This window comes from Georgenia sp. (assembly GCF_054605595.1).
This window is the reverse complement of record NZ_JBTSDU010000047.1, coordinates 1-20,313: the sequence shown is the minus strand read 5'-3', so window position 1 is coordinate 20,313 and position 20,313 is coordinate 1. Positions and strand designations below refer to the sequence as shown.

Below are 20,313 nucleotides of genomic sequence, written 5' to 3'. Positions count from 1 at the left end.
TGCGCCGGCTCGCGCACCCCCCCCCCGACGGCGGGCCCGCCGGGGAGATCCGGGTGCTCGTGATACCGGTGCGGGCGCTGCTGCAGCCGGTGGTGACCGGCCTCGGCGACCTCGAGCCGGTCGCTGTGCAGGTCGGCCAGGAGGTCGACCTCGAGCAGCTCGCGGCGGACCTGGCCGGCGCGGCCTACACCCGGGTGGACATGGTCGAGCGGCGCGGCGAGTTCGCCGTCCGCGGCGGCATCATCGACGTCTTCCCACCCACCGAGGACCACCCCGTGCGCCTCGAGCTGTGGGGCGACACCGTCGAGGAGATCCGCTGGTTCGCCGTCGCCGACCAGCGCTCCCTCGAGCCGGCCGAGCACGGCCTGTGGGCGCCGCCCTGCCGTGAGCTCCTGCTCACCGACGACGTCCGCGCCCGCGCCGCCGCGCTCGTGCCCGACCTGCCCGGCGCCGTCGACATGCTCGACAAGCTCGCCCAGGGGATCGCCGTGGAGGGTATGGAGTCCCTCGCGCCGGTCCTCGTGGACGGCATGCAACCTGTGCTGGAGCTCGTGCCCGACAACGCGCTCGTGGTCCTGTCCGAGCCGGAGAAGATCCGCCGCCGCGCCCACGACCTCGTCGCCACGACCGAGGAGTTCCTCGCCGCCGCCTGGGCCGCCGCAGCCCAGGGCGGCCGCACCCCGCTGGACCTGCGCGCCGCCTCCTTCTCCCAGCTCGCCGAGGCCCGCGCCGTCGCCCTCGCCCGGGGCCTGGGCTGGTGGTCCCTGTCGACCCTGCCGACCGACGCCGACCTCGTCGAGCTGATGGACGACGACGGCGCCCCGGCCGACCGGCCGTTGGCCGTGGCCGCCCGCGACGTCGAGCGGTACAACGGCGACGTCGAGCGGGCCCTGACCGACCTCGCCGACCTCGTCCATCGGGGCTGGCGCCTGGTCCTCGCGACCGAGGGCCCCGGCCCGGGCCGGCGCATGGCCGAGCAGCTCGCCGCCGCCGACGTACCCGCCGCTCTCGTGGACGAGGTCGCCGACGTGCCACCGCAGTCCGTCGTCCAGGTGACCACGGCCAGCAGCGGCCGCGGCTTCGTCGCGGAGGGTCCGCGCCTCGCGCTGCTGTCCGAGGCGGACATCACCGGCCGCGCCGGCACCTCCACCCGGGACATGCGCCGCATGCCCTCCAAGCGGCGCAACGTCGTCGACCCGCTCGCGCTGCGCGCCGGGGACCACGTGGTCCACGAGCAGCACGGCGTCGGCCGGTTCGTCGAGCTCGCCTCCCGCACGGTGGGTACCGGCGCCGACGCGACCACGCGCGAGTACCTGGTGATCGAGTACGGCGCCTCGAAGCGGGGCCAGCCCGCCGACCGGCTGTTCGTCCCCACCGACTCCCTCGACCAGGTCACCAAGTACACCGGCGGCGAGGCGCCCACGCTGAGCAAGCTGGGCGGCTCGGACTGGGCGCGGACGAAGGCGAGCGCGAAGAAGGCCGTCAAGAAGATCGCCGCCGAGCTCATCAGGCTCTACGCCGCGCGCATGGCGAGCAAGGGCCACGCCTTCGGGCCCGACACCCCCTGGCAGCGCGAGCTCGAGGACGCGTTCCCCCACCAGGAGACCGCCGACCAGGTCGTCACCATCGACGAGGTCAAGGCCGACATGGAGAAGCCCGTCCCGATGGACCGGCTCATCAGCGGCGACGTCGGCTACGGCAAGACGGAGATCGCCGTGCGGGCCGCGTTCAAGGCCGTCCAGGACGGCAAGCAGGTGGCGATCCTCGTGCCGACGACGCTGCTCGTCCAGCAGCACCTGGACACCTTCTCCGAGCGGTACGCCGGGTTCCCGGTCACGGTCAAGCCGCTGTCCCGTTTCCAGTCCGACGCCGAGGCCACCGCGGTGCGCGACGGTGTGCGCAAGGGCACCGTCGACGTCGTCATCGGCACCCACCGCCTCCTCACCGGCGAGGTCCGGTTCAAGGACCTGGGCCTGGTGGTCATCGACGAGGAGCAGCGCTTCGGCGTCGAGCACAAGGAGACGCTCAAGCAGTTGCGCACCGACGTGGACGTGCTCGCCATGTCCGCCACCCCCATCCCGCGCACGCTGGAGATGGCCATCACCGGCATCCGGGAGATGTCCACCCTCGCGACGCCGCCGGAGGAGCGCCACCCGGTGCTGACCTTCGTCGGTGCGTACGAGGAGAAGCAGGTCGCCGCCGCCGTCCGCCGGGAGCTGCTGCGCGAGGGCCAGGTGTTCTACGTGCACAACCGCGTCTCGTCCATCAACAAGACCGCGCAGCACCTGGCCGAGCTGGTGCCCGAGGCCCGCGTCGCCGTCGCCCACGGCAAGATGGGCGAGCACCAGCTCGAGAAGGTCATCCAGAAGTTCTGGGACAAGGAGTTCGACGTCCTGGTGTGCACGACGATCATCGAGACCGGCCTGGACATCTCCAACGCCAACACCCTCGTCGTCGAGCGTGCCGACGCCTTCGGCCTCTCGCAGCTGCACCAGCTGCGCGGCCGGGTGGGGCGCGGCCGCGAGCGCGCGTACGCCTACTTCCTCTACCCGCCCGAGAAGCCCCTGACGGAGACGGCGCACGACCGCCTCTCCACCATCGCCGCCCACACCGACCTCGGCGCCGGCATCCAGGTGGCGATGAAGGACCTCGAGATCCGCGGCGCCGGGAACCTGCTCGGTGGCGAACAGTCCGGGCACATCTCCGGGGTCGGCTTCGACCTGTACGTGCGCATGGTCTCCGACGCCGTCGCGGAGTTCCGTGGCGACAAGGAGGCCGAGAAGGCCGACGTCAAGATCGAGCTGCCGGTCGACGCCCACGTCCCGCACGACTACATCGCCCACGAGCGGCTCCGCCTCGAGGCCTACGCCAAGATCTCGGCCGTCGCGGACGACGCCGCCATCGCCGCCGTGCGTGAGGAGCTCACCGACCGCTACGGGCCGGTGCCGGAGCCGGTCGAGCGGCTCTTCGCCGTCGCCGCCCTGCGGGACCGGGCGCGCGACCTCGGGCTCACGGACATCACCGCCCAGGGCAAGTACGTGCGGTTCGCCCCGGTGGAGCTGGCGGAGTCCGCGCAGCTGCGGCTCAAGCGCCTCTATCCGGGGACCGTGCTCAAGCCGGCGGTCCGGACGATCCTCGTGCCGTACCCGATGACGGCGCGCCTGGGCGGTAAGCCGCTGCGCGACGTCGCGCTCATGGCATGGGTGCGCGAGCTCCTCGACGCCGTCCTCTCCGGCTCCGTCGCCGCCGCGGCGAAGGTCGGGACCGGTACCGTCTGAGCGGGGAACTACGATGATCAGTGGTCCAGCACACGATCTCGGCGCACCGGCGCCGGGACAGCCCGGAGGTCCGTACGTGTCCGCACACCGTTCCAGCCGCATCCTCTCCCTCGCCGCCCTGGCCGTCGCCGGCGTCGCGCTCGCCGGCTGCTCCGCGCAGCCGGGCACGGCCGCCGTCATCGACGGCACCCGCATCACCATCGACGACGTCGACGTCGCCCAGCGCGAGTTCGTCGAGATCACCGGGCAGTCGGACGCCCAGCCGCGGGCGGTGCTCAACACCCTGATGGCCGCGCAGGTCCTGCCGGACGTCGCGGCCGGGTACGGCATCGCCTACTCCGACGAGCAGATCACCGACATCTTCGCGGAGCAGCTGACCACCGCCGGCAACGAGGTCCCCGAGGGCGGGTTCGCGGACAGCACGCTCGAGCTCGGCCGCTACCTGTTCGTCCTGACCGACGTGCAGTCCAGCCCGGACGGGCAGGCGATCGCGGAGGCGTTCGGCGCCCGGATGAAGGAGGCGAAGACGGTGGTCAACCCCCGCTACGGCGAGATCGACGAGAACGGTCTGATCGCCCCGGTCACGCACGACTGGATCGCCCCGGCCACCCCGCAGTAGCCCGGGCCTCGGCCGGGCAAGTGCCCGGCCCCGCCGCGGCGTACCGCGCCCCGACCGGTGTTCTTGCTCACATCCGCCCCGAACGGCGCGCTCACGGGCGGTTGGTCCCCCGGCGGTGCCCCGGCGTGAGTACTACCGTGGGGCACGTTCTGCTCCGAGTACCCCACCGAACGAAGGAGACCCTGTGGCCAGCATCGAGGCCGTTGGCGCCCGTGAGATCCTCGACTCGCGCGGCAACCCCACCGTCGAGGTCGAGGTCGCGCTCGAGGACGGCACCGTCGCGCGGGCGGCCGTGCCCTCCGGCGCGTCCACCGGCGCATTCGAGGCCGTCGAGCGGCGTGACGGCGAGTCCCGCTACCTGGGCAAGGGCGTGCAGAACGCCGTGGACGCGGTGATCGACACGATCGCCCCGGAGATCCTCGGCTACGACGCCACCGAGCAGCGCATCATCGACCAGGCGCTGATCGACCTGGACGGCACCGCGAACAAGGGCAAGCTCGGCGCGAACGCCATCCTCGGCGTCTCGCTCGCCGTGGCCAAGGCTGCCGCCGAGTCGGCCGGACTGCCGCTGTTCCGCTACGTGGGCGGCCCCAACGCCTACCTGCTGCCCGTCCCGATGATGAACATCCTCAACGGCGGGTCCCACGCGGACTCCAACGTCGACATCCAGGAGTTCATGATCGCCCCCGTCGGCGCGCCGACGTTCAAGGAGGCGCTGCGCTGGGGCGCCGAGACCTATCACTCGCTGAAGTCCGTGCTCAAGGAGCGGGGCCTCGCCACGGGACTGGGCGACGAGGGTGGTTTCGCACCGAACCTCGAGTCCAACCGTGCCGCCCTGGACCTCATCCTCGTGGCCATCGAGAAGGCCGGGTTCAAGCCGGGCGAGGACATCGCCCTGGCCCTGGACGTCGCCTCCACCGAGTTCTTCGCCGACGGCGCGTACCAGTTCGAGGGCAAGGCCACCTCGCCCGCCGAGATGATCGCCTACTACGGCAAGCTCGTGGCGGACTACCCGCTCGTCTCCATCGAGGACCCGCTGAGCGAGGACGAGTGGCAGAGCTGGTCGCAGCTCGTCGCCGAGGTCGGCGACCGCGTCCAGATCGTCGGTGACGACCTGTTCGTGACGAACCCCGAGCGTCTGGCCAAGGGCATCGAGCTGCGCTCGGCGAACTCCCTGCTGGTCAAGCTCAACCAGATCGGGTCCCTGACGGAGACGCTCGACGCCGTCACGCTGGCTCAGCGCAACGGGTTCACCGCCATGGTCTCCCACCGTTCCGGCGAGACCGAGGACACCACCATCGCGGACCTGTCCGTTGCGGTGAACGCCGGCCAGATCAAGACCGGTGCGCCCGCCCGCGGCGAGCGCATCAACAAGTACAACCAGCTGCTCCGCATCGAGGAGGAGCTGGAGGACGCAGCGGTCTACGCCGGCCGCACCGCCTTCCCGCGCACCGGTCGCTGACGGGTCGCTGACCCCCGGCCACGGCCGGGAGAGCCCGGGACGCCGGGGGTGATGGTGCGAGACTCACGCTCCACCGCTCCCGGCGTTCGCGCGTCGCATGGGAGAGCATGGAGCCATGAGTGCCCGCCGTCCGACCGCGCCCCGTACCCGGCGCGCCGACGGACAGCCGGCCGCCGCGCCCCGGTATCGGCCGGCGGCCCGGCCGATGGGAGCGGCGGCGCCGCGTCCCGCGACGACACCCCAGCACCCCACGGCGGTGAAGGCCGGTTCCCCGGGCAAGGCCCGTCCCTCGGCGCCGAAGGCCGGTTCCACACCGGGCAAGGCCCCTCCCACCCCGGCCACGGCGCGTGCGGGCGGCGGGCGACGCGCGCTCGCCTTCGGCCACGACGACGGTTCTACCCCGGCGCCCGCGATCAGCCTGCGCGTGCTCGTGATCTTCCTCGTCGCGCTCGTCGCGTTCGTGGTGCTCGCCCCCACGCTGCGCTACGCCGTCGCCCAGCAGGAGCAGCTACGGTCCCTGAACGCCGAGGTGGACGGGGCCCGGGCGCGCAACACCGACCTGCAACGCCGTCTCGAGCTGTGGCAGGACCCGCAGTACGTACAGGCGCAGGCCCGGGACCGGCTCGGCTACGTCATGCCGGGCGAGACGCCGTACATCGTCGTCGACCCCGAGACCGTCACCGGCGGGGAGAACGTGGCGGACGTCGAGGCTGCGGCGCGGGCCGCGGCCCGCGCCGCCGCCACCCCGTGGTACCTGCGGGTCTGGGAGTCCGTCCAGCTGGCGGGGGAGTCCGGGACCGGTGAGGAGGACCCGTCCGGGCTGACCGTCCCGGCGAGCGAGGACCCGTCCCGGCCGACGGTGCCCGAGAGCGGGGGATGACATGGACACCGACGTGACCGAGCGCGATCTCGAGGTGCTGGCCGAGCAGCTGGGCCGGGTGCCCCGCGGCGTCGTCGCCATCGCCGCGCGCTGCGTGTGCGGGCGCCCGACGGTCGTGCGCACGGTGCCGCGGCTCGACGACGGCACACCCTTCCCGACGTCGTACTACCTCACCTGCCCGCCGGCGGTGAAGGCCGTCTCCACGCTCGAGGCGGGGCAGGCGATGGTCGGGATGAACGAACGGCTCGCCGCGGACGGCGAGCTCGCCGCCGCGTACCGGCGCGCGCACGAGGACTATCTCGCCCGGCGGGCGGAGCTCGGCGAGGTGCCGGAGATCGCGGGCGTCTCGGCGGGCGGGATGCCCACCCGGGTGAAGTGCCTGCACGCCCTGCTCGGCCACAGCCTCGCCGTCGGGCCGGGAGTCAACCCGCTGGGCGACGAGACCCTGCGCCTGCTCGAGGGCACCTGGAGCCCGCTGCGCTGCTCCTGCTGAGCGTGCTCGCCGGGCGCACGCCCGGATGGCACCGACCGTACCGGCGGCCCGTGCTTCCCGGGCGGCGCTACTCCGGCTCGGTGACGTCGGCGACCTGCGCCCCGAGCACGTCGACGAGGTCGGCCGCTGCCACGGTGGCGGCGACCCCGTGCGCCCCGGCCCCGATCGAGATCGTCCCCGTGACGGTCTCGTCCGCGATCACCGGCCACGCCGTCGTCGCGCCGAACGGGGTGATCGTGCCGCGCTCGTAGCCCGTGACGTCCTTCGCGGTGGCGGCGTCGGGCATGGACATGCGGTTGACACCGAGCAGGGCCCGCAGCTTCGGCCACGAGATCGCCCGCCCGCCGGGCACGAGGACGAAGAGGTAGTCGTGCTCACCGCGGCGCACCACCAGGGTCTTGACGATCGCCGACGGCGCCACGCCGCGCGCCGCGGCGGCCTCCTCAAGGCTGGTCACCCGCCCGTGGCGGGTGAGGGTGAAGTCGATCCCGGCGTGCTCGAGAGCCGAGACGGCTCGCTCCTCAGTCATGCCGGCCACTCTAGGAGGCGACGGGGCAGAGGTGCAGCGTGGCAGGGTGGTCCCCGTGAATCGCGTAGCTGCCATCGACTGTGGGACCAACTCCATCCGCCTGCTCATCGCCTACGTCGACGCCGCCGGGCGCCTGACGGACATCGTGCGCCGGATGGAGGTGGTCCGTCTCGGCCAGGGCGTGGACCGCACGGGTCGGATCGATCCCACCGCGCTGGCCCGCACGCTCGACATGGCCCGCGAGTACGCGTCGGTGTGCCGCGAGCACGACGTCGAACGGATCCGCTTCGTGGCGACGTCGGCCACCCGGGACGCCGAGAACCGGCAGGCCTTCGTCGACGGCGTCCACGCGACGCTGGGTGTGCTGCCCGAGATCGTCTCCGGGCAGGAGGAGGCGGCGCTGAGCTTCGCCGGTGCGGCGAGCGTCCTGGACCCGGTGCGGCACCCGGGGCCCGACCTGGTCGTGGACATCGGCGGCGGTTCGACCGAGGTCGTGCTGGGTTCCGGGGAGCCCGCCGCGGCGTACTCGATGGACATCGGCTGTGTGCGGCTGACCGAACGTCACCTCCACGACGACCCGCCGTCCCCGGCGCAGGAGGCCGCCGCCCGTGCGGACGTGCGGGCCCTGCTCGACCGTGCCGGCGCGAAGGTCTCGCTGCGTCGCGTGCGCACGCTGGTCGGGCTGGCCGGCTCGGTCACCACGGTGACCGCGCACGCCCTCGGCCTGACCCGCTACGACGCCGCCGCGATCGACGGTGCCACGCTGCCCGTTCAGACGGTGCTCGCCTCCTGCGACGCGCTGCTGCACGCCACCCGCGAGGAGCGGGCCGCGATGGGGTTCATGCATCCGGGCCGGGTCGACGTCATCGGCGCCGGCGCGCTCATCTGGTCCGAGGTGATCTCCCGCGTCCAGGCGGAGGTCGCGAGGCTCGGGGGCGCCCTCGAGACCGTGACCACGAGCGAGCACGACATCCTGGACGGGATCGCGCTCTCGCTCGCCGAGTGAGCAGCGCGGCCGGCTGTGCCGTCGTGCGGTGTGCCGCCGTCGTGCGGTGTGCCCGCCGTCGTGGGGTGAGCCCGCCGTCGGCGGGGAGGAACGCCTGCTAGCGCGCCGCGCCGCGCCAGCGGTACCGGACGCGGACACGCAACGCGATCGCCCCGAGCACTGCCGCGAGGAGCGAGCCGAGCAGGACGGCGACGCGGGCGTGTGCCGAGTGGGGGTCGGCGGCGTCGAAGGAGAGTGTGGCGATGAGCAGGGACACGGTGAACCCGATGCCCGCCACGATCGAGACCGGTGCGATGTCCGCCAGGCCGAGGCCGTCGCCCAGCCGCAGCTGGCTCAGTTTCGTCATGAGCGCCACCCCGCCCCAGATGCCCAGGAACTTCCCCAGCGGCAGGCCGAGGTAGACGCCGATCGCCACCGGATCGGCGAGCATGCCGCCCAGGCCGCCGGAGTCGACGACGGAGACCCCCGCCGCGAAGAACGCGAAGATCGGCAGGACGAGGCCCGCGGACCAGGGCTGGAGCCGGCCGACGAAGCGGTGGGTGAGCGGTTCGCCCCCGCCCGCGTGGGCCAGCGCCGGCACGCTCAGACCCATGAGCACGCCCGAGATGGTCGCGTGCACGCCCGAGACGTGCATGAAGCCCCACGCGACGGCGGCGATCGGGACCAGCAGCCACCACGACGTCACGCGCCGGTTGACCAGTACCGCGAACAGCGCGATGAACGCCAGGGACAGGACGAGGAAGACGATGTCGATCTGCTCGGTGTAGAAGATCGCGATGACGGTGATGCCCAGCAGGTCGTCCACCACGGCGAGGGTGAGCAGGAACGTGCGCGCGGCCGGCGGCATGCCGCGACCGAAGATCCCCAGGACGGCGACGGCGAACGCGATGTCGGTGGCCACCGGGATGGCCCAGCCGTCGTAGATACCCGATCCGGCGATGACCTGGGTGACGGTGTAGACCAGGGCCGGGCCGATCATGCCGCAGACGGCGGCGAGGATCGGCACCAGCGCCAGCTTGAAGTCGCGCAACGCGCCCGTGACGAACTCGGTCTTGAGCTCGAGGCCGACGACGAAGAAGAAGACGGCGAGCAGGCCGTCCGAGGCCCACGAGGCGATCGGCAGGTCCAGACGCAGCGCCTGCGGCCCGACGACGTATCCCGCCAGCACCTGGTAGCTCTCCCGCCAGGGGGAGTTGGCCCAGATCAGTGCGACGACCGCCCCGGCCAGGAGCACCATGCCCGCGAACGTCTCGTTCTGGAGCTTGTCGCGGTAGGCGGCGAAGATCCGGATGGGGCCGGTGGTGTGCGTGCTCATCGGTGAGGTGACTCCTGCTCGGGGACCGTCGGAGCGCCTCGTCGACGGGAGCGCCCGGTCTGTGCTGCCGTCACCTTACGGCCACCGCCCAAGAATTCGGCGGAAGGTGCCGTGAGTTTCCTCGGGGGCCGGCTCCGGTGTCGGGTCGGCCCGTGACCGGCTCGACCGGCGTGGGGCGCGGGTGGGGCAGGATGGCACGTGCGTGCCGCCCCCATAGCCCAACTGGCAGAGGCAGCCGGCTTAAACCCGGCACAGTGCGGGTTCGACCCCCGCTGGGGGCACCGGCCCGACGGACGTGCCCGGCACGAGGCGTGGCAGGTCTCACGGGACGGTGCACCGAAAGGGATGGCTGCTCCGGAACTCGACCCGTAGCATTTACGCATGGGTGCTCTTCTCAAAGTCGCTGCCGCCGGTGCGCTCGCCGGGGCCGGCTCGTACGCCGTGAGATCGGCCGCCGCACGGAGCGCGGCGGCACGTCCGGTGAAGCCCGGCCGCACGCCGCGCATCCTCATCGCGGGCGGCGGGTACGTCGGCCTGTACTCGGCGCTGAACCTGCGCAAGCAGCTCGGGCGCGCGGACGTCGAGATCGCCGTCGTCGACCCGCACTCCTACATGACCTACCAGCCCTTCCTCCCGGAGGCGGCGGCGGGGTCGATCGAGCCGCGCCACGTCGTGACGTCGCTGCGGCGCGAGCTCAAGGGCACCACGGTGATCACCGGCCGGATCACGCAGATCCGGCACGCGGAGCGCAAGGCCGCCATCACCCCGCTCACCGGCGACGACCCCTACGAGGTCGCGTACGACCACCTCGTCGTCGGCCTGGGCTCGGTCGCCCGGACCCTGCCGATACCCGGTCTCGCCGAGCAGGCCATGGGCTTCAAGCAGATCGAGGAGGCGACGGCGCTGCGCAACAAGGTGCTCAACCAGCTGGCGCTCGCCGACTCGACGTGGGACGTCGCGGAGCGTCGTCGGATGCTGACCTTCGTCTTCGTCGGTGGTGGGTTCGCCGGCATCGAGGCGATCGGCGAGGTCGAGGACATGGCACGCGCCGCCACGAAGGAGTACGACTCGATCGCCCCGGAGGACCTCCGGTTCGTCATCGTCGAGGGCGCCGGCCACATCCTGCCCGAGCTCGGCGAGGAGCTCGGCGGCTACGCCATCGAGCAGCTCCGCGCCCGCGGCATCGAGATCCACCTCGACACGTTCCTCGACTCCTGCGTGGACGGCGACGTCGAGCTCTCCACCGGTGAGGAGTTCGGTGCTGACACGATCGTGTGGACCGCCGGCGTCAAGGCCAACCCCGTGCTCGCCGACGCCGACCTCCCGCTGGACGGGCGTGGCCGGGTCCGCACGGCCGCCACCCTCCAGGTGGTCGACGCCGACGGCGTCGTGGTCGAAGGTGCCTGGGCCGCCGGCGACAACGCCGCCGTCCCGGACCTCACCGGCGCGCCGGGCGCGACGTGCGCGCCCACGGCGCAGCACGCGGTACGTCAGGGCAAGACGCTCGGCGACAACCTGGCGCTGGTCCTGCGGGGCGAGGATCCCCAGGAGTACCGGCACGAGGACATCGGCACCGTCGCCTCGCTCGGCCTGTACAAGGGCGTCGCCCAGATCAAGGGCGTGAAGTTCCGTGGGCCGGTCGCCTGGTTCATGCACCGCACCTACCACGTCATGGCGATGCCCACGTGGGAGCGTCGGGTGCGCATCGTCCTCGACTGGACGGGCGCGCTGCTCTTCCGACGCGAGCTGGTGTCGATGGCGACGCTGCAGAACCCGCGCGCAGCCTTCCAGGAGGCGGCTGCCTCCGGTCGGTGACGGCCGGAACCCGGAGGACGCCGTCAGCCCGGCCGCACCAGGCCCGTCTCATACGCCAGCACGACCGCCTGGACCCGGTCGCGGAGGTCGAGCTTGCTGAGCACGTTGCCCACGTGCGTCTTGACCGTCGTCTCCGAGACCACGAGCCGGCCCGCGATCTCCGCGTTGGACAGGCCCTCGGCGATGAGTCCGAGGACCTCCAGCTCGCGGGCCGTCAGGCCCGCCAGCCGGGGGTCGCGCCGCGTACCGTCGCTCGTCGCACCGCCCGCGGGCAGGAACTGACCGAAGAGCTCGAGCATGCGCCGCGTGACGCGCGGGGACACGACCGCGTCCCCGGCTGCCACGGTCCGGATCGCCTGCAGCAGGTCGGCGGGGCGGGTGTCCTTGAGCAGGAAGCCGCTCGCCCCGGCCCGCAGGCCCTCGAAGGCGTACTCGTCGAGGTCGAACGTCGTCAGGATCAGCACCCGGCTCTGGGGCCGGGCGGCAAGGATCTGCCGGGTCGCGGCGATGCCGTTGGTGCCGGGCATCCGCACGTCCATCAGCACGACGTCGGGGCACAGGGCGGCCGCCATCGTCACGGCCGCGGCGCCGTCGGCCGCCTCGCCGACGACATCGATGTCCGCCTCGGCCTCGAGCACCATGCGAAAGCCCATCCGCAGCAGCGCCTGGTCGTCCGCCAGGAGCACCCGGATCGCGCCGGCGTCGCTCATCGTCCCTCCTCGGTCCAGGCCAGCTCGGCGCGCACCCGCCAGCCGGTCGGGGTCGGCCCGGCGCGGACGCTGCCGTCATAGACGGCGACCCGCTCCCGGATCCCGATCAGTCCCTTGCCGGAGCCGGCCAGTGCGGCGCCGGTGCTGCCGGCCTCATTGTCCACCTCGATCACCACGGTCCCGACCGTGCGGGTGATGCGCACGTCGATCCGGGGCGAGAGGCGCGCGTAGCGCAGCACGTTCGTCAGCGACTCCTGGACGATGCGGTACACGGTGAGCTGGAGGCTGGCGTCCGCCGGCAGCGGCGGCCCCTCCTCCACCAGGCGCACGGGCAGGCCGGTGGCGCGGAACTGGTCCACGAGGTCGGTGACGGCGTGCAGGCCCGGCTGCGGGGTCAGCGGGACGGCCTCGCCGGACGAGGTGCTCGCCGGGAGGTCCTCGCGCAGCACCCCGACCATCCGCCGCGTGTCCGCCAGGGCGGCGCGACCGGTCTCGGCCAGCTGGTCGAGGGCCAGGCGGGCCTGCTCCGGGTCACGCGCCATCGCCGCCGACGCACCCTCGGCCAGGGTGACCATCACCGAGAGCGAGTGCGCGACGACGTCGTGCATCTCCCGGGCGATGCGGTTCCGCTCCGTGCTCACGGCGAGCTGCTCGCGCTGGTCGCGCTCGAGCGCGAGCTGGCGGGCGCGGTCCTCGAGCTCGGCCAGACGCATGCGGCGCGAGCGGATGTTGAGCCCGATGAGGAGGGCGACGGTCAGCAGGGCGGCGCTGGAGATGAGCGAGCCCCACCAGGTCCACCGGTCGGACCAGAGAAGGATGCCGGCGACGACGACCGCCGTCGCGAACGCCCAGCTCAGCCAGGCCGTGAGCGGGCGGCGGTAGACCGCGACGGCGTAGAGCAGCAGCGCGAGCGCGAGTGGGTCCGACGAGATCGCCGGGACGACGGCGCTCAGGTCCCCCACCGCGGCGGGTACCTCCGCCAACCCGTCCCGGGCGAGGCCGAAGCCCACCAGGCGGGTCAGCGGGGGGGCGAGCGTGACCACGACGACGCCCAGCGCCGGCAGGCGGCGCCGCAGGAGCACCAGGACGGTGAAGACGGCGCCCATCACGACCTGGCTCAGCGGCCGGAAGGGCAGCTCCAGCACGTGCGTGATGACCAGGTCGGTGATCCACGTGACCGAGTAGGCGGCCGCGACGAGCCCGTCGACCCACCACGGGTGGGCGTGCAGCCAGCGGCGGACCGGCCCGGTGCGCAGCCCGATCGGCTCGGTGGGGCCGGCGGGCTCGACCGGCGCCGCGGTCGGTGGACCCGGCCGGACGGGGAAGGGCACGCCGTCGGGCCGGGCAGGAGAGTCCTGCCCGGCCCGGGAGGGCGGCCGGGGCGCCACGTGCGTGCGGGTGTGCGTCAGGCGTCGCGGCGGCGCATGAGCACGGCGCCGACGACGAGGGCGACCACCGGGTAGGCGCCGACGACGGCCACGCCCTGCCACGCGGTCAGGGTGTCGTTCCCGCCGAACATGCCGCTGAGGCTCAGGAAGGACCCCGCCGCGGGCAGCGGGACGTAGTTGAGCACGTCCTGGACCCAACCGATGTTGATGAACTGCAGGACCATCGGTACGAGCAGGAGCAGGGAGAGCACCGCCGTGATGGAACCGGCGGTGTGACGCAGGATCGCACCCATGCCGAGCCCCACGAGGGCGGAGGCGACGAAGAAGAAGGTCATCCCGCCGAACGCCTGCCAGGTCAGCGGGTCGTCCAGCGCGGGGACGAGGTCGTAGTCGGACAGGAACGGCAGCGCCACGAAGTAGGAGGCGATGATGCCGACCACGCTGACGGCGACGGTGAGCGTCACCAGCGCGATCGCCTTGGCGGCGAGCACGGGCAGCCGCTTGGGCACGGCGGCGAAGGTGGAGCGGATCATCCCGGTGGAGTACTCCCCGGTCATGAGCAGCACGCCGAGCACGGACACGGTCACCATGCCGAGCTGGTAGCCGCCGATGACGAACTCCGCGCCGTACAGCTTCAACCCGGCGGCCTCCGGTGCCTGCATGATGAACCGGATCGAGGAGGCCTGGGCGAGGGCCAGCAGCGTCATGATGACGACGGTGATGGCCATGGTCCACCACGTCGAGCGCAGCGAGAGCAGCTTGATCCACTCCGCACGCATGACCCCGCCGAACGTGCGGCGGGCGCTGACGGCACGGTGGACGGGCTGGGGGCTCTGGGCGGTGAGGGTGCTCATCGGATCTCGTCCTCCGCGTGCATGGTCTCGGAGCGGTACTCGACCGCGTCCTGGGTCAGGGACATGTAGGCCTCCTCCAGGCTGGCGCGTTGCGGCGTCAGCTCGTGCAGGACGATGCCGTGGGCGGCGGCGGTCTGACCGACCTGCTCGGCGGTGAGACCGTGCAGGTCGAGGACGCCGGCCTCGGTGGATGCCACGGTCGCCCCCGCGGCCCGCACCAGGGCGGCGAGGTCGGCGGCCTGGGGGGTGCGCACCCGCACGGCGGCAGCGGTGGCGGAGTCGATGACGTCCTGGACCGGGCCGGCGGTGATGATCCGACCCTTGCCGATCACCAGGAGATGGTCCGCCGTCTGCGCCATCTCCGACATCAGGTGCGAGGACAAGAAGACCGTCCGCCCCTCGTCCGCCAGATACCGGACGAGATTACGCACCCACATGACCCCCTCGGGATCCAGCCCGTTGACCGGCTCGTCCAGGATGAGCGTGCGCGGGTCACCCAGCATCGCCGAGGCGATCCCCAGGCGCTGACCCATACCCAGGGAGAAACCACCGACCCGCTTCCTCGCCACCCCCGCCAGGCCGGTCATCTCGATGACCTCGTCCACCCGCTTCGCCGAGATGCCGTGGGTGGCGGCCATCGTGCGCAGGTGGGAACGGGCGGAACGGCCGGTATGGACCGCCTTGGCGTCCAGCAGCACCCCGACCTCACGCAGCGGGGACCGGTGGCGGGCATAGGGCAAACCGTTGACGATCACCGACCCCGAGCTCGGCTTGTCCAGGCCCACGATCATCCGCATCGTGGTGGACTTCCCCGCACCGTTCGGCCCCAGGAACCCCGTCACCGTGCCCGGCGCGATCGTGAAACTGATGCCGTCCACAGCAGTCTTGCTGCCACAACGCTTGGTGAGGTTCTCCGCCTCGATCATGTCCTGACCTTCTGTCGTTGGGGAGCGGATAGCTGTTCGCCCGGACGGGGAGCCGCTCCGATTGCCACAAGAGGAGTCAAGCGGCCGCGGCCCTGTCCGGGAATGAGGGGATGCCCTGGTCGAACCCTGAGATCGGGGCCGAGGCCTCGGGGCTGCATCCCCGAGCCGCGTCCAGGCCCCCCGCGCGTCACGCCGCCACTTGAGCCACGCTCGCCGTGACGGCTCGCCGGTGACCCACGGGCCCGGGTCACCTACGCTGGGCGGCATGTCCGCCGTCGCCCCGGAACCGCTCACGGCCGCCACGCTGCGCATCGGTGCGCACGTGCGGCAGGAGGATCCCGTCGCCGGGGCGCTGGAGCGCGGCGCCGCACACAGCCAACACTTCCTCGGCGACCCGCAGGGCTGGAAGAAGCCCGAGCTCCGGTACGACGGCGGGGCGCCGGGCCTGCGGGCGGCCGCCGAAGCGGCGGGTATCGAGCTGTTCGTCCACGCGCCGTACGTCCTCAACGTCGCCACCTTGAACAACCGGGTGCGGATCCCGAGCCGCAAGCTGCTGCAGCAGCACGTCGACGCCGCGGCGGAGATCGGCGCCCGGGGCCTGATCGTCCACGGTGGTCACGTGACGTCGGACGAGGAGCTCGAGACCGGCTTCGACAACTGGCGCAAGGCGATCGATCGGACCGACATCAAGGTGCCGATCCTGATCGAGAACACCGCCGGCGGATCGCACGCGATGGCCCGGTGGCCCGAGCGGATCGAGCGGCTCTGGGACGCGATCAGCCGGGCCGATGGGTTCGACCAGGTCGGGTTCTGCCTCGACACCTGCCACGCCCACGCCGCCGGGAACGAGCTCACGACCGTCGTCGGGACGGTCCGTGCCATCACGGGGCGCATCGACCTCGTCCACCTCAACGACAGCCGCGACACCTTCGACTCCGGCGCGGACCGGCACGCGAACCTCGGTCACGGACACATCGACCCGGACCTGCTGGCGGGCGTCGTCCGGGAGGCGGGCGCGCCCGTCGTGTGCGAGACGCCGGGCGGCGCCGCGGAGCACCGGGCGGACTTCGAGTTCATCCGCGCCCGGCTCTGACGCCCGGCGGAGCCGACCGCTACGGTGACTCCCCCGTGAGATGCTGACGCGACGTGACGTGACGTGACATCGAAGGCGGAGGTCGTGATGGGTTGGTGGTCTGCATCCCTCTTGCCGCGCATGCTCGACCGGTCGCTAAGCAGCCCCACGTTCGCACCGATGCGACGGGAGGTGTGCGCGGGCCTGCACGGCGAGGTGCTGGAGATCGGCTTCGGCTCGGGGCTCAACCTCCCGCACCTTCCCGACACCGTCACCCGGGTCGTCGCCGTCGAGCCGTCCGACGTCGCGTGGGGCATCTCCCGCGAGCGCGTCGAGGCTCGGGAGTTCCCCGTCGTCCGTGGGAGCCTCGACGCCGCTCAGCTCGACGTGCCCACGGGCAGCATCGACTCGGCGGTGTCCGTCCTGACGCTCTGCGTGGTTCCCGACGTCGAGCGCGCCGTCGGCGAGCTGGTCCGGGCGCTCCGCCCGGGCGGGACGTTCCACTTCCTCGAGCACGGCCTCGCACCTGACCCTGACGTCGCGGCCTGGCAGCGTCGCATCGAGCCGTTCGAGCGTCGCTTCGCCGGGGGCTGCCACCTCAGCCGTTCCGCGGCCGACCTGATCGACGCTGGCGGGCTCGTCATCGACGAGGTCGAGCACTTCTACCTGCCGGGCCCCACGGCGTTGCGACCCTGGGGTTACCTCACCCGCGGCGTCGCGCATCGACCGTAGCCGCCGACAGGTCGGCAGAGCCCTCGAACCGACCCCGGCGATCCCGCACGTTGGCGCCGTCGCCCGAACGGCGGCCCGCTGTCGTCACGGCGTCGTCAGCGCCGCCAGCTCGGGGCCGATCCGGATCCCGGCCAACGCCCCCAGGGCTCGGCCGATCGCCCGGCCGGCACCGGTGTGGAGGTGCTCGTGGGTGCGGGAGCCGACGATCCGCAGCGCCTCGTCGGCGGTGAGGCCGAAGCGCTTCTGCACCGTGGCGAGCCCATGCGGGGTGATGCGCCACAACTTGTCGGCGTCCTTGACGCAGGCGTCGTCGACCGAGAGCGCCTCGGGGCGGGTGTCGTGCCCGTCGATGATCCGGGCGATCTCCTCGACGTCGCCCGGGGCGTGCCCGAGGTCGGTCAGGATCTCGCGGGCGATCCGTGCGCCGGCGACCTCGTGGGCGCGGATCAGCTCGGGGCGCCGCGCCTGTGGTGCGATGGCCTCGAGCACCTCGTCCTCAGGGACGGTGGACCAGCCGGTGTCGTGCAGGAGGATGGCGGGCAGGACGATCTCCGGGCGCGCCGCCGGGGTCCGTGCCAGCAGCGCGGTGGCGAGCCCGTAGGAGTAGAGCGTGTGGACGTCGTTGTCGCGCACGTGCAGGTGCTCGGCGGCCCGGTCCCACACGGCCCGGTCCCGGTCGCCGAGGGCGACCATGCCCGGCACCTCGTCCCGGGGCGGCACGAGACGGCTGATGTCACGCCCGAGAAGCGAGTCCCTCCCCGTCGCACTCATCGCGGGCGCCGGTGGACGGACTGCGGCGTGAGGTAGGCGTGCAGGCCCTCGATGCCGTATTCCATCCCGAGGCCCGAGTCGCCGCGGCCGCCGAACGGGGCGGCATGGTTGGACGCGAAGAAGTTCAACCCCACCGAGCCGGAGCGGATGCGGCGGGCGACCGCGAGCGCCCGGTCCGCGTCGGTGGAGAACACCGTGCCGCCCAGGCCGAACGTGGTGTCGTTGGCGATCCCGACCGCCTCGTCAACGGCGTCGTAGCGCAGCACGCTCAGCACCGGGCCGAAGATCTCCTCTCGGGCGATCCACATCTCCGGGGTGACGTCGGCGAACACCGTCGGCCGGGTGAAGTACCCCTGCCCGAGGTCCGCGGCACCGCCGCAGGTGGTGGCGCGGGCCCCCTCGGCGTGGCCGGTCTCGAGGTAGCCGAAGACCTTCTCGTACTGCGTCCGGGTGGCGACGGACCCGAAGACCGTGCGCTTGTCGAGCGGGTCACCCGGCGGCGCCGCCGCGACGGTCGCGGTGATCATCTCGACCACCTCGTCGTACCGCTCGACCGGGACGAGGAGCCTGGTGGACATGTAGCAGGTCTGCCCGGTGTTGCGCAGCGTGGCGCGGATGAGCACCTGGGACATCTCGTCGAGGTCGGCGTCGGGCAGCACGGCGCTGAAACCCGGACTTGGAGAAGGGTTGGCACGGGAACCCCGCCGCGATGCCTGCGGAATTTCCACCGAACTCAAGGGTCACGGGCCGGACTCGCGGTATGGAGGAGACGCGCGGCACCCTGTTCTGGAACATCGCCCGTGCATTGGAGGAACGCCAACCCGCGGTCATCCTGCTCGAGAACGTGAACAACCTCGCCGGCCCCCGCACCGAGAGACGTGGAAGACGATCATTGCAACGTTGCGACAGTTCGGCTATAAGGTGTCGAGCGCGCCGACGGTGCGCTCCCCCCACCTGCTGCCACCCGAGCTCGGGGGAAGCCCGCAGGTTCGGGAACGGGTCTTCAACACAGGAACGTACGTGGGTCCAGAGCGCGCAAGAGCCGAGATCGAGGACGCCCCGGTCGTGCCCAACAAAGCCTGTCGCACGCGCAGACGGCACGGCGTGGGATCCCCAGATGTGGGACCTCGAGGCAGGCCTCCCGCTCGAGGACGACGCCGATATCCCCAACCTCCAGAACTACCGGCTGACCGGGCTCCAGAACTACCGACTGACCGGGGAAGAGCAGCGCTGGATCGACGTCTGGGAAGACTTCGTCCAAACCCTGCGACCACGCCTCCCTGGTGAGAAACTACCTGGGTTCCCCATCTGGGCTGACGCGTTTGTCAGCACGCCCGAGATCACCGACGAGACGCCCGCCTGGGAGGCTGACTTTCTCCGGGAGAACTCGGCGCTCTACAACGCGCACGCCGAGGTCATCGACGCATGGTTCGCCCGGCATGGCGATCTCGCGAGCATGCCGCCGTCACGACGCAAGTTCGTGTGGCAGGCCCAGGACACGGCCTCGTTGTGGGACACGATCATGCACTTCCACCCCTCGGGCATCAGGGCTAAGAAGCCGACCTACGTGCCAGCGCTCGTCGCGATCACTCAGGCCACGATCGTCGGGAGCCGCCGCCTGACCCCCGTGAGACCGCCCGGCTTCAAGGTCTTGACGAGACGTTCGACTTCGGCGACCAGGGCGGCGCCGCCTCGTACGAGCAGATGGGCAACGGCCTCAACGTCCGAGCTGCTTCGTGCGTGCTCAGCGAGCACATCCGGCTCCACCGGGACGATGTCGACCAGGCGCTTCGTCGCGCACGGGCACGTAGGGACAATGCCAGCGCCTCACCAGAGGTCTTCGAGAAGGAGCTCGTCTTGGCGTGACGACTCTCCGGCGTGGTGGCGTTGCCCCGCCTCTTGCCGCAAACGGCTCGCTACGTCGAGAGAGACCGTAGGCCAGGCCGGTCTCCACACCGGCCGTGCAGATCGTTCGACGGAATGCTGATCAGGTGAGGTCGCGACGCATGCCCAAGGGCCGCGATCGCCCACCGCCGCGAAGGCTCCGGCGCGCAGACCAACACCACGACCGATCCCCGGTGGGGCCGAGCGGGCAGTAGTGCGCCGGAGAACTCTACGCGGGCGCGGCGTTCTCCCAGAGGCCGACGACGTTGCCTTCGGTGTCCCGGAAGTACGCCGAGAACCCCATGTCCCCTACCGGGATCTTCTCCGAGAGTGCCGCGCCCCCGTTCGCGGCGATCTCGGCGAGGGTGGCGTCGATGTCGTCACACTCCACGACGACGACGGTGGCCGTGTTGGTCCCGGCGCGCGGGGTCATGCCGCCACCGATGTACCCGGCCTCGGTCGGGCCCATCTGACCCAGATCCGCGAGTAGTGGTCGGCGGGTCGTAACGAGCAGATGCCCTTTGCCTTGGAAACATGAGGCTTGCGAAGGTCTCAGGTTCGAAGGCAGAAGGGCACCTG

19 protein-coding genes, 1 tRNA gene and 1 pseudogene are annotated in these 20,313 nt (G+C 72.0%); 12 read left to right on the top strand and 9 right to left on the bottom strand.

Annotation, left to right across the window (positions count from 1 at the left end):
- The 5 genes from mfd to ACYC1Z_RS07570 form a co-directional block, all read left to right on the top strand.
- Positions 1–3,278: transcription-repair coupling factor (gene mfd, locus ACYC1Z_RS07590; protein ID WP_461408919.1), on the top strand; the 3,278-nt coding region annotated here is incomplete at its 5' end.
- Positions 3,279–3,354: 76 nt separating this feature from the next.
- Entirely contained in the window at positions 3,355–3,897 is a 543-nt protein-coding gene (locus ACYC1Z_RS07585) for a SurA N-terminal domain-containing protein (protein WP_461408918.1), read from the top strand.
- Positions 3,898–4,081: 184 nt separating this feature from the next.
- Complete coding sequence (gene eno / locus ACYC1Z_RS07580; protein WP_461408917.1) at positions 4,082–5,359, top strand: phosphopyruvate hydratase; 1,278 nt, start codon at positions 4,082–4,084, stop codon at positions 5,357–5,359.
- Positions 5,360–5,474: 115 nt separating this feature from the next.
- Positions 5,475–6,239, top strand: a complete 765-nt coding sequence (locus ACYC1Z_RS07575; protein WP_461408916.1) for an FtsB family cell division protein — start codon at positions 5,475–5,477, stop codon at positions 6,237–6,239.
- 1 nt (position 6,240) lies between these two features.
- Positions 6,241–6,732: a DUF501 domain-containing protein gene (locus ACYC1Z_RS07570; protein ID WP_461408915.1), complete on the top strand. Its 492-nt coding sequence runs from the start codon at positions 6,241–6,243 to the stop codon at positions 6,730–6,732.
- A gap of 67 nt (positions 6,733–6,799) precedes the next feature.
- On the opposite strand, the gene ACYC1Z_RS07565 is transcribed toward ACYC1Z_RS07570, so the two are convergent.
- The gene (locus tag ACYC1Z_RS07565; RefSeq protein WP_461408914.1) at positions 6,800–7,261 is read right to left on the bottom strand and encodes an aminoacyl-tRNA deacylase; all 462 of its coding nucleotides are present in this window, start codon (positions 7,259–7,261) and stop codon (positions 6,800–6,802) included.
- A gap of 55 nt (positions 7,262–7,316) precedes the next feature.
- Between ACYC1Z_RS07565 and ACYC1Z_RS07560 the strand changes: the two genes are divergently transcribed.
- Positions 7,317–8,267, top strand: coding sequence for a Ppx/GppA phosphatase family protein (locus ACYC1Z_RS07560; RefSeq protein WP_461408913.1), 951 nt, complete (start codon positions 7,317–7,319; stop codon positions 8,265–8,267).
- 97 nt (positions 8,268–8,364) lie between these two features.
- Here the strand turns inward: ACYC1Z_RS07560 and nhaA are convergent, their stop codons facing one another.
- The gene (nhaA, locus tag ACYC1Z_RS07555; protein WP_461408912.1) at positions 8,365–9,582 is read right to left on the bottom strand and encodes a Na+/H+ antiporter NhaA; all 1,218 of its coding nucleotides are present in this window, start codon (positions 9,580–9,582) and stop codon (positions 8,365–8,367) included.
- A 207-nt stretch (positions 9,583–9,789) separates the two neighbouring features.
- Here nhaA and ACYC1Z_RS07550 point away from each other — a divergent pair.
- Together ACYC1Z_RS07550 and ACYC1Z_RS07545 are read left to right on the top strand one after the other, a co-directional pair.
- Positions 9,790–9,863 (top strand) — tRNA-Leu (locus tag ACYC1Z_RS07550).
- A 100-nt stretch (positions 9,864–9,963) separates the two neighbouring features.
- Positions 9,964–11,397, top strand: a complete 1,434-nt coding sequence (locus tag ACYC1Z_RS07545) for an NAD(P)/FAD-dependent oxidoreductase (protein ID WP_461408911.1) — start codon at positions 9,964–9,966, stop codon at positions 11,395–11,397.
- Between the two features lie 23 nt (positions 11,398–11,420).
- On the opposite strand, the gene ACYC1Z_RS07540 is transcribed toward ACYC1Z_RS07545, so the two are convergent.
- The 4 genes from ACYC1Z_RS07540 to ACYC1Z_RS07525 form a co-directional block, all read right to left on the bottom strand.
- Complete coding sequence (locus ACYC1Z_RS07540) at positions 11,421–12,107, bottom strand: response regulator (RefSeq protein WP_461408910.1); 687 nt, start codon at positions 12,105–12,107, stop codon at positions 11,421–11,423.
- Positions 12,104–13,438 (bottom strand): sensor histidine kinase, encoded by a 1,335-nt coding sequence (locus ACYC1Z_RS07535; protein WP_461408909.1) that lies wholly within the window; start codon positions 13,436–13,438, stop codon positions 12,104–12,106. The genes ACYC1Z_RS07540 and ACYC1Z_RS07535 overlap by 4 nt, the downstream gene beginning before the upstream one ends.
- 74 nt (positions 13,439–13,512) lie before the next feature.
- On the bottom strand, positions 13,513–14,349 hold the full coding sequence (locus ACYC1Z_RS07530) for an ABC-2 transporter permease (RefSeq protein WP_461408908.1): 837 nt from the start codon (positions 14,347–14,349) through the stop codon (positions 13,513–13,515).
- Positions 14,346–15,275 (bottom strand): ABC transporter ATP-binding protein, encoded by a 930-nt coding sequence (locus ACYC1Z_RS07525; protein WP_461408907.1) that lies wholly within the window; start codon positions 15,273–15,275, stop codon positions 14,346–14,348. Before ACYC1Z_RS07525 ends, ACYC1Z_RS07530 begins: the two co-directional genes overlap by 4 nt.
- A 265-nt stretch (positions 15,276–15,540) precedes the next feature.
- Between ACYC1Z_RS07525 and ACYC1Z_RS07520 the strand changes: the two genes are divergently transcribed.
- Together ACYC1Z_RS07520 and ACYC1Z_RS07515 are read left to right on the top strand one after the other, a co-directional pair.
- Entirely contained in the window at positions 15,541–16,368 is an 828-nt protein-coding gene (locus tag ACYC1Z_RS07520) for a deoxyribonuclease IV (RefSeq protein WP_461408906.1), read from the top strand.
- A gap of 159 nt (positions 16,369–16,527) precedes the next feature.
- Positions 16,528–17,079 (top strand): class I SAM-dependent methyltransferase, encoded by a 552-nt coding sequence (locus ACYC1Z_RS07515; RefSeq protein ID WP_461408905.1) that lies wholly within the window; start codon positions 16,528–16,530, stop codon positions 17,077–17,079.
- An 84-nt stretch (positions 17,080–17,163) separates the two neighbouring features.
- Here ACYC1Z_RS07515 and ACYC1Z_RS07510 read toward each other — a convergent pair whose 3' ends face one another.
- Together ACYC1Z_RS07510 and ACYC1Z_RS07505 are read right to left on the bottom strand one after the other, a co-directional pair.
- Positions 17,164–17,772 (bottom strand): HD domain-containing protein, encoded by a 609-nt coding sequence (locus ACYC1Z_RS07510; protein ID WP_461408904.1) that lies wholly within the window; start codon positions 17,770–17,772, stop codon positions 17,164–17,166.
- A 74-nt stretch (positions 17,773–17,846) separates the two neighbouring features.
- The gene (locus tag ACYC1Z_RS07505) at positions 17,847–18,509 is read right to left on the bottom strand and encodes an aldehyde dehydrogenase family protein (protein WP_461408903.1); all 663 of its coding nucleotides are present in this window, start codon (positions 18,507–18,509) and stop codon (positions 17,847–17,849) included.
- A 50-nt stretch (positions 18,510–18,559) separates the two neighbouring features.
- On the opposite strand from ACYC1Z_RS07505, the pseudogene ACYC1Z_RS07500 reads away from it, so the two are divergent.
- Both ACYC1Z_RS07500 and ACYC1Z_RS07495 read left to right on the top strand, forming a co-directional pair.
- A pseudogene (locus ACYC1Z_RS07500) lies at positions 18,560–18,810 on the top strand (DNA cytosine methyltransferase); the annotation flags it as partial.
- Between the two features lie 157 nt (positions 18,811–18,967).
- Entirely contained in the window at positions 18,968–19,837 is an 870-nt protein-coding gene (locus ACYC1Z_RS07495; RefSeq protein ID WP_461408920.1) for a hypothetical protein, read from the top strand.
- Between the two features lie 126 nt (positions 19,838–19,963).
- Here the strand turns inward: ACYC1Z_RS07495 and ACYC1Z_RS07490 are convergent, their stop codons facing one another.
- Positions 19,964–20,203, bottom strand: coding sequence for a VOC family protein (locus tag ACYC1Z_RS07490; protein ID WP_461408902.1), 240 nt, complete (start codon positions 20,201–20,203; stop codon positions 19,964–19,966).
- Positions 20,204–20,313: the final 110 nt, after the last annotated feature.

What these genes read in the sequence shown, in the direction of transcription:
- ACYC1Z_RS07575 (WP_461408916.1), top strand. Translation starts at nt 5,475, where the DNA reads ATGAGTGCCCGCCGTCCGACCGCGCCCCGTACCCGGCGCGCCGACGGA.
- ACYC1Z_RS07570 (WP_461408915.1), top strand. Translation starts at nt 6,241, where the DNA reads ATGGACACCGACGTGACCGAGCGCGATCTCGAGGTGCTGGCCGAGCAG.
- ACYC1Z_RS07565 (WP_461408914.1), bottom strand. Translation starts at nt 7,261, where the DNA reads ATGACTGAGGAGCGAGCCGTCTCGGCTCTCGAGCACGCCGGGATCGAC.
- nhaA (WP_461408912.1), bottom strand. Translation starts at nt 9,582, where the DNA reads ATGAGCACGCACACCACCGGCCCCATCCGGATCTTCGCCGCCTACCGC.
- ACYC1Z_RS07545 (WP_461408911.1), top strand. Translation starts at nt 9,964, where the DNA reads ATGGGTGCTCTTCTCAAAGTCGCTGCCGCCGGTGCGCTCGCCGGGGCC.
- ACYC1Z_RS07540 (WP_461408910.1), bottom strand. Translation starts at nt 12,107, where the DNA reads ATGAGCGACGCCGGCGCGATCCGGGTGCTCCTGGCGGACGACCAGGCG.
- ACYC1Z_RS07530 (WP_461408908.1), bottom strand. Translation starts at nt 14,349, where the DNA reads ATGAGCACCCTCACCGCCCAGAGCCCCCAGCCCGTCCACCGTGCCGTC.
- ACYC1Z_RS07525 (WP_461408907.1), bottom strand. Translation starts at nt 15,275, where the DNA reads ATGATCGAGGCGGAGAACCTCACCAAGCGTTGTGGCAGCAAGACTGCT.
- ACYC1Z_RS07520 (WP_461408906.1), top strand. Translation starts at nt 15,541, where the DNA reads ATGTCCGCCGTCGCCCCGGAACCGCTCACGGCCGCCACGCTGCGCATC.
- ACYC1Z_RS07515 (WP_461408905.1), top strand. Translation starts at nt 16,528, where the DNA reads ATGCGACGGGAGGTGTGCGCGGGCCTGCACGGCGAGGTGCTGGAGATC.
- ACYC1Z_RS07510 (WP_461408904.1), bottom strand. Translation starts at nt 17,772, where the DNA reads ATGGTCGCCCTCGGCGACCGGGACCGGGCCGTGTGGGACCGGGCCGCC.
- ACYC1Z_RS07495 (WP_461408920.1), top strand. Translation starts at nt 18,968, where the DNA reads ATGTGGGACCTCGAGGCAGGCCTCCCGCTCGAGGACGACGCCGATATC.
- ACYC1Z_RS07490 (WP_461408902.1), bottom strand. Translation starts at nt 20,203, where the DNA reads ATGGGCCCGACCGAGGCCGGGTACATCGGTGGCGGCATGACCCCGCGC.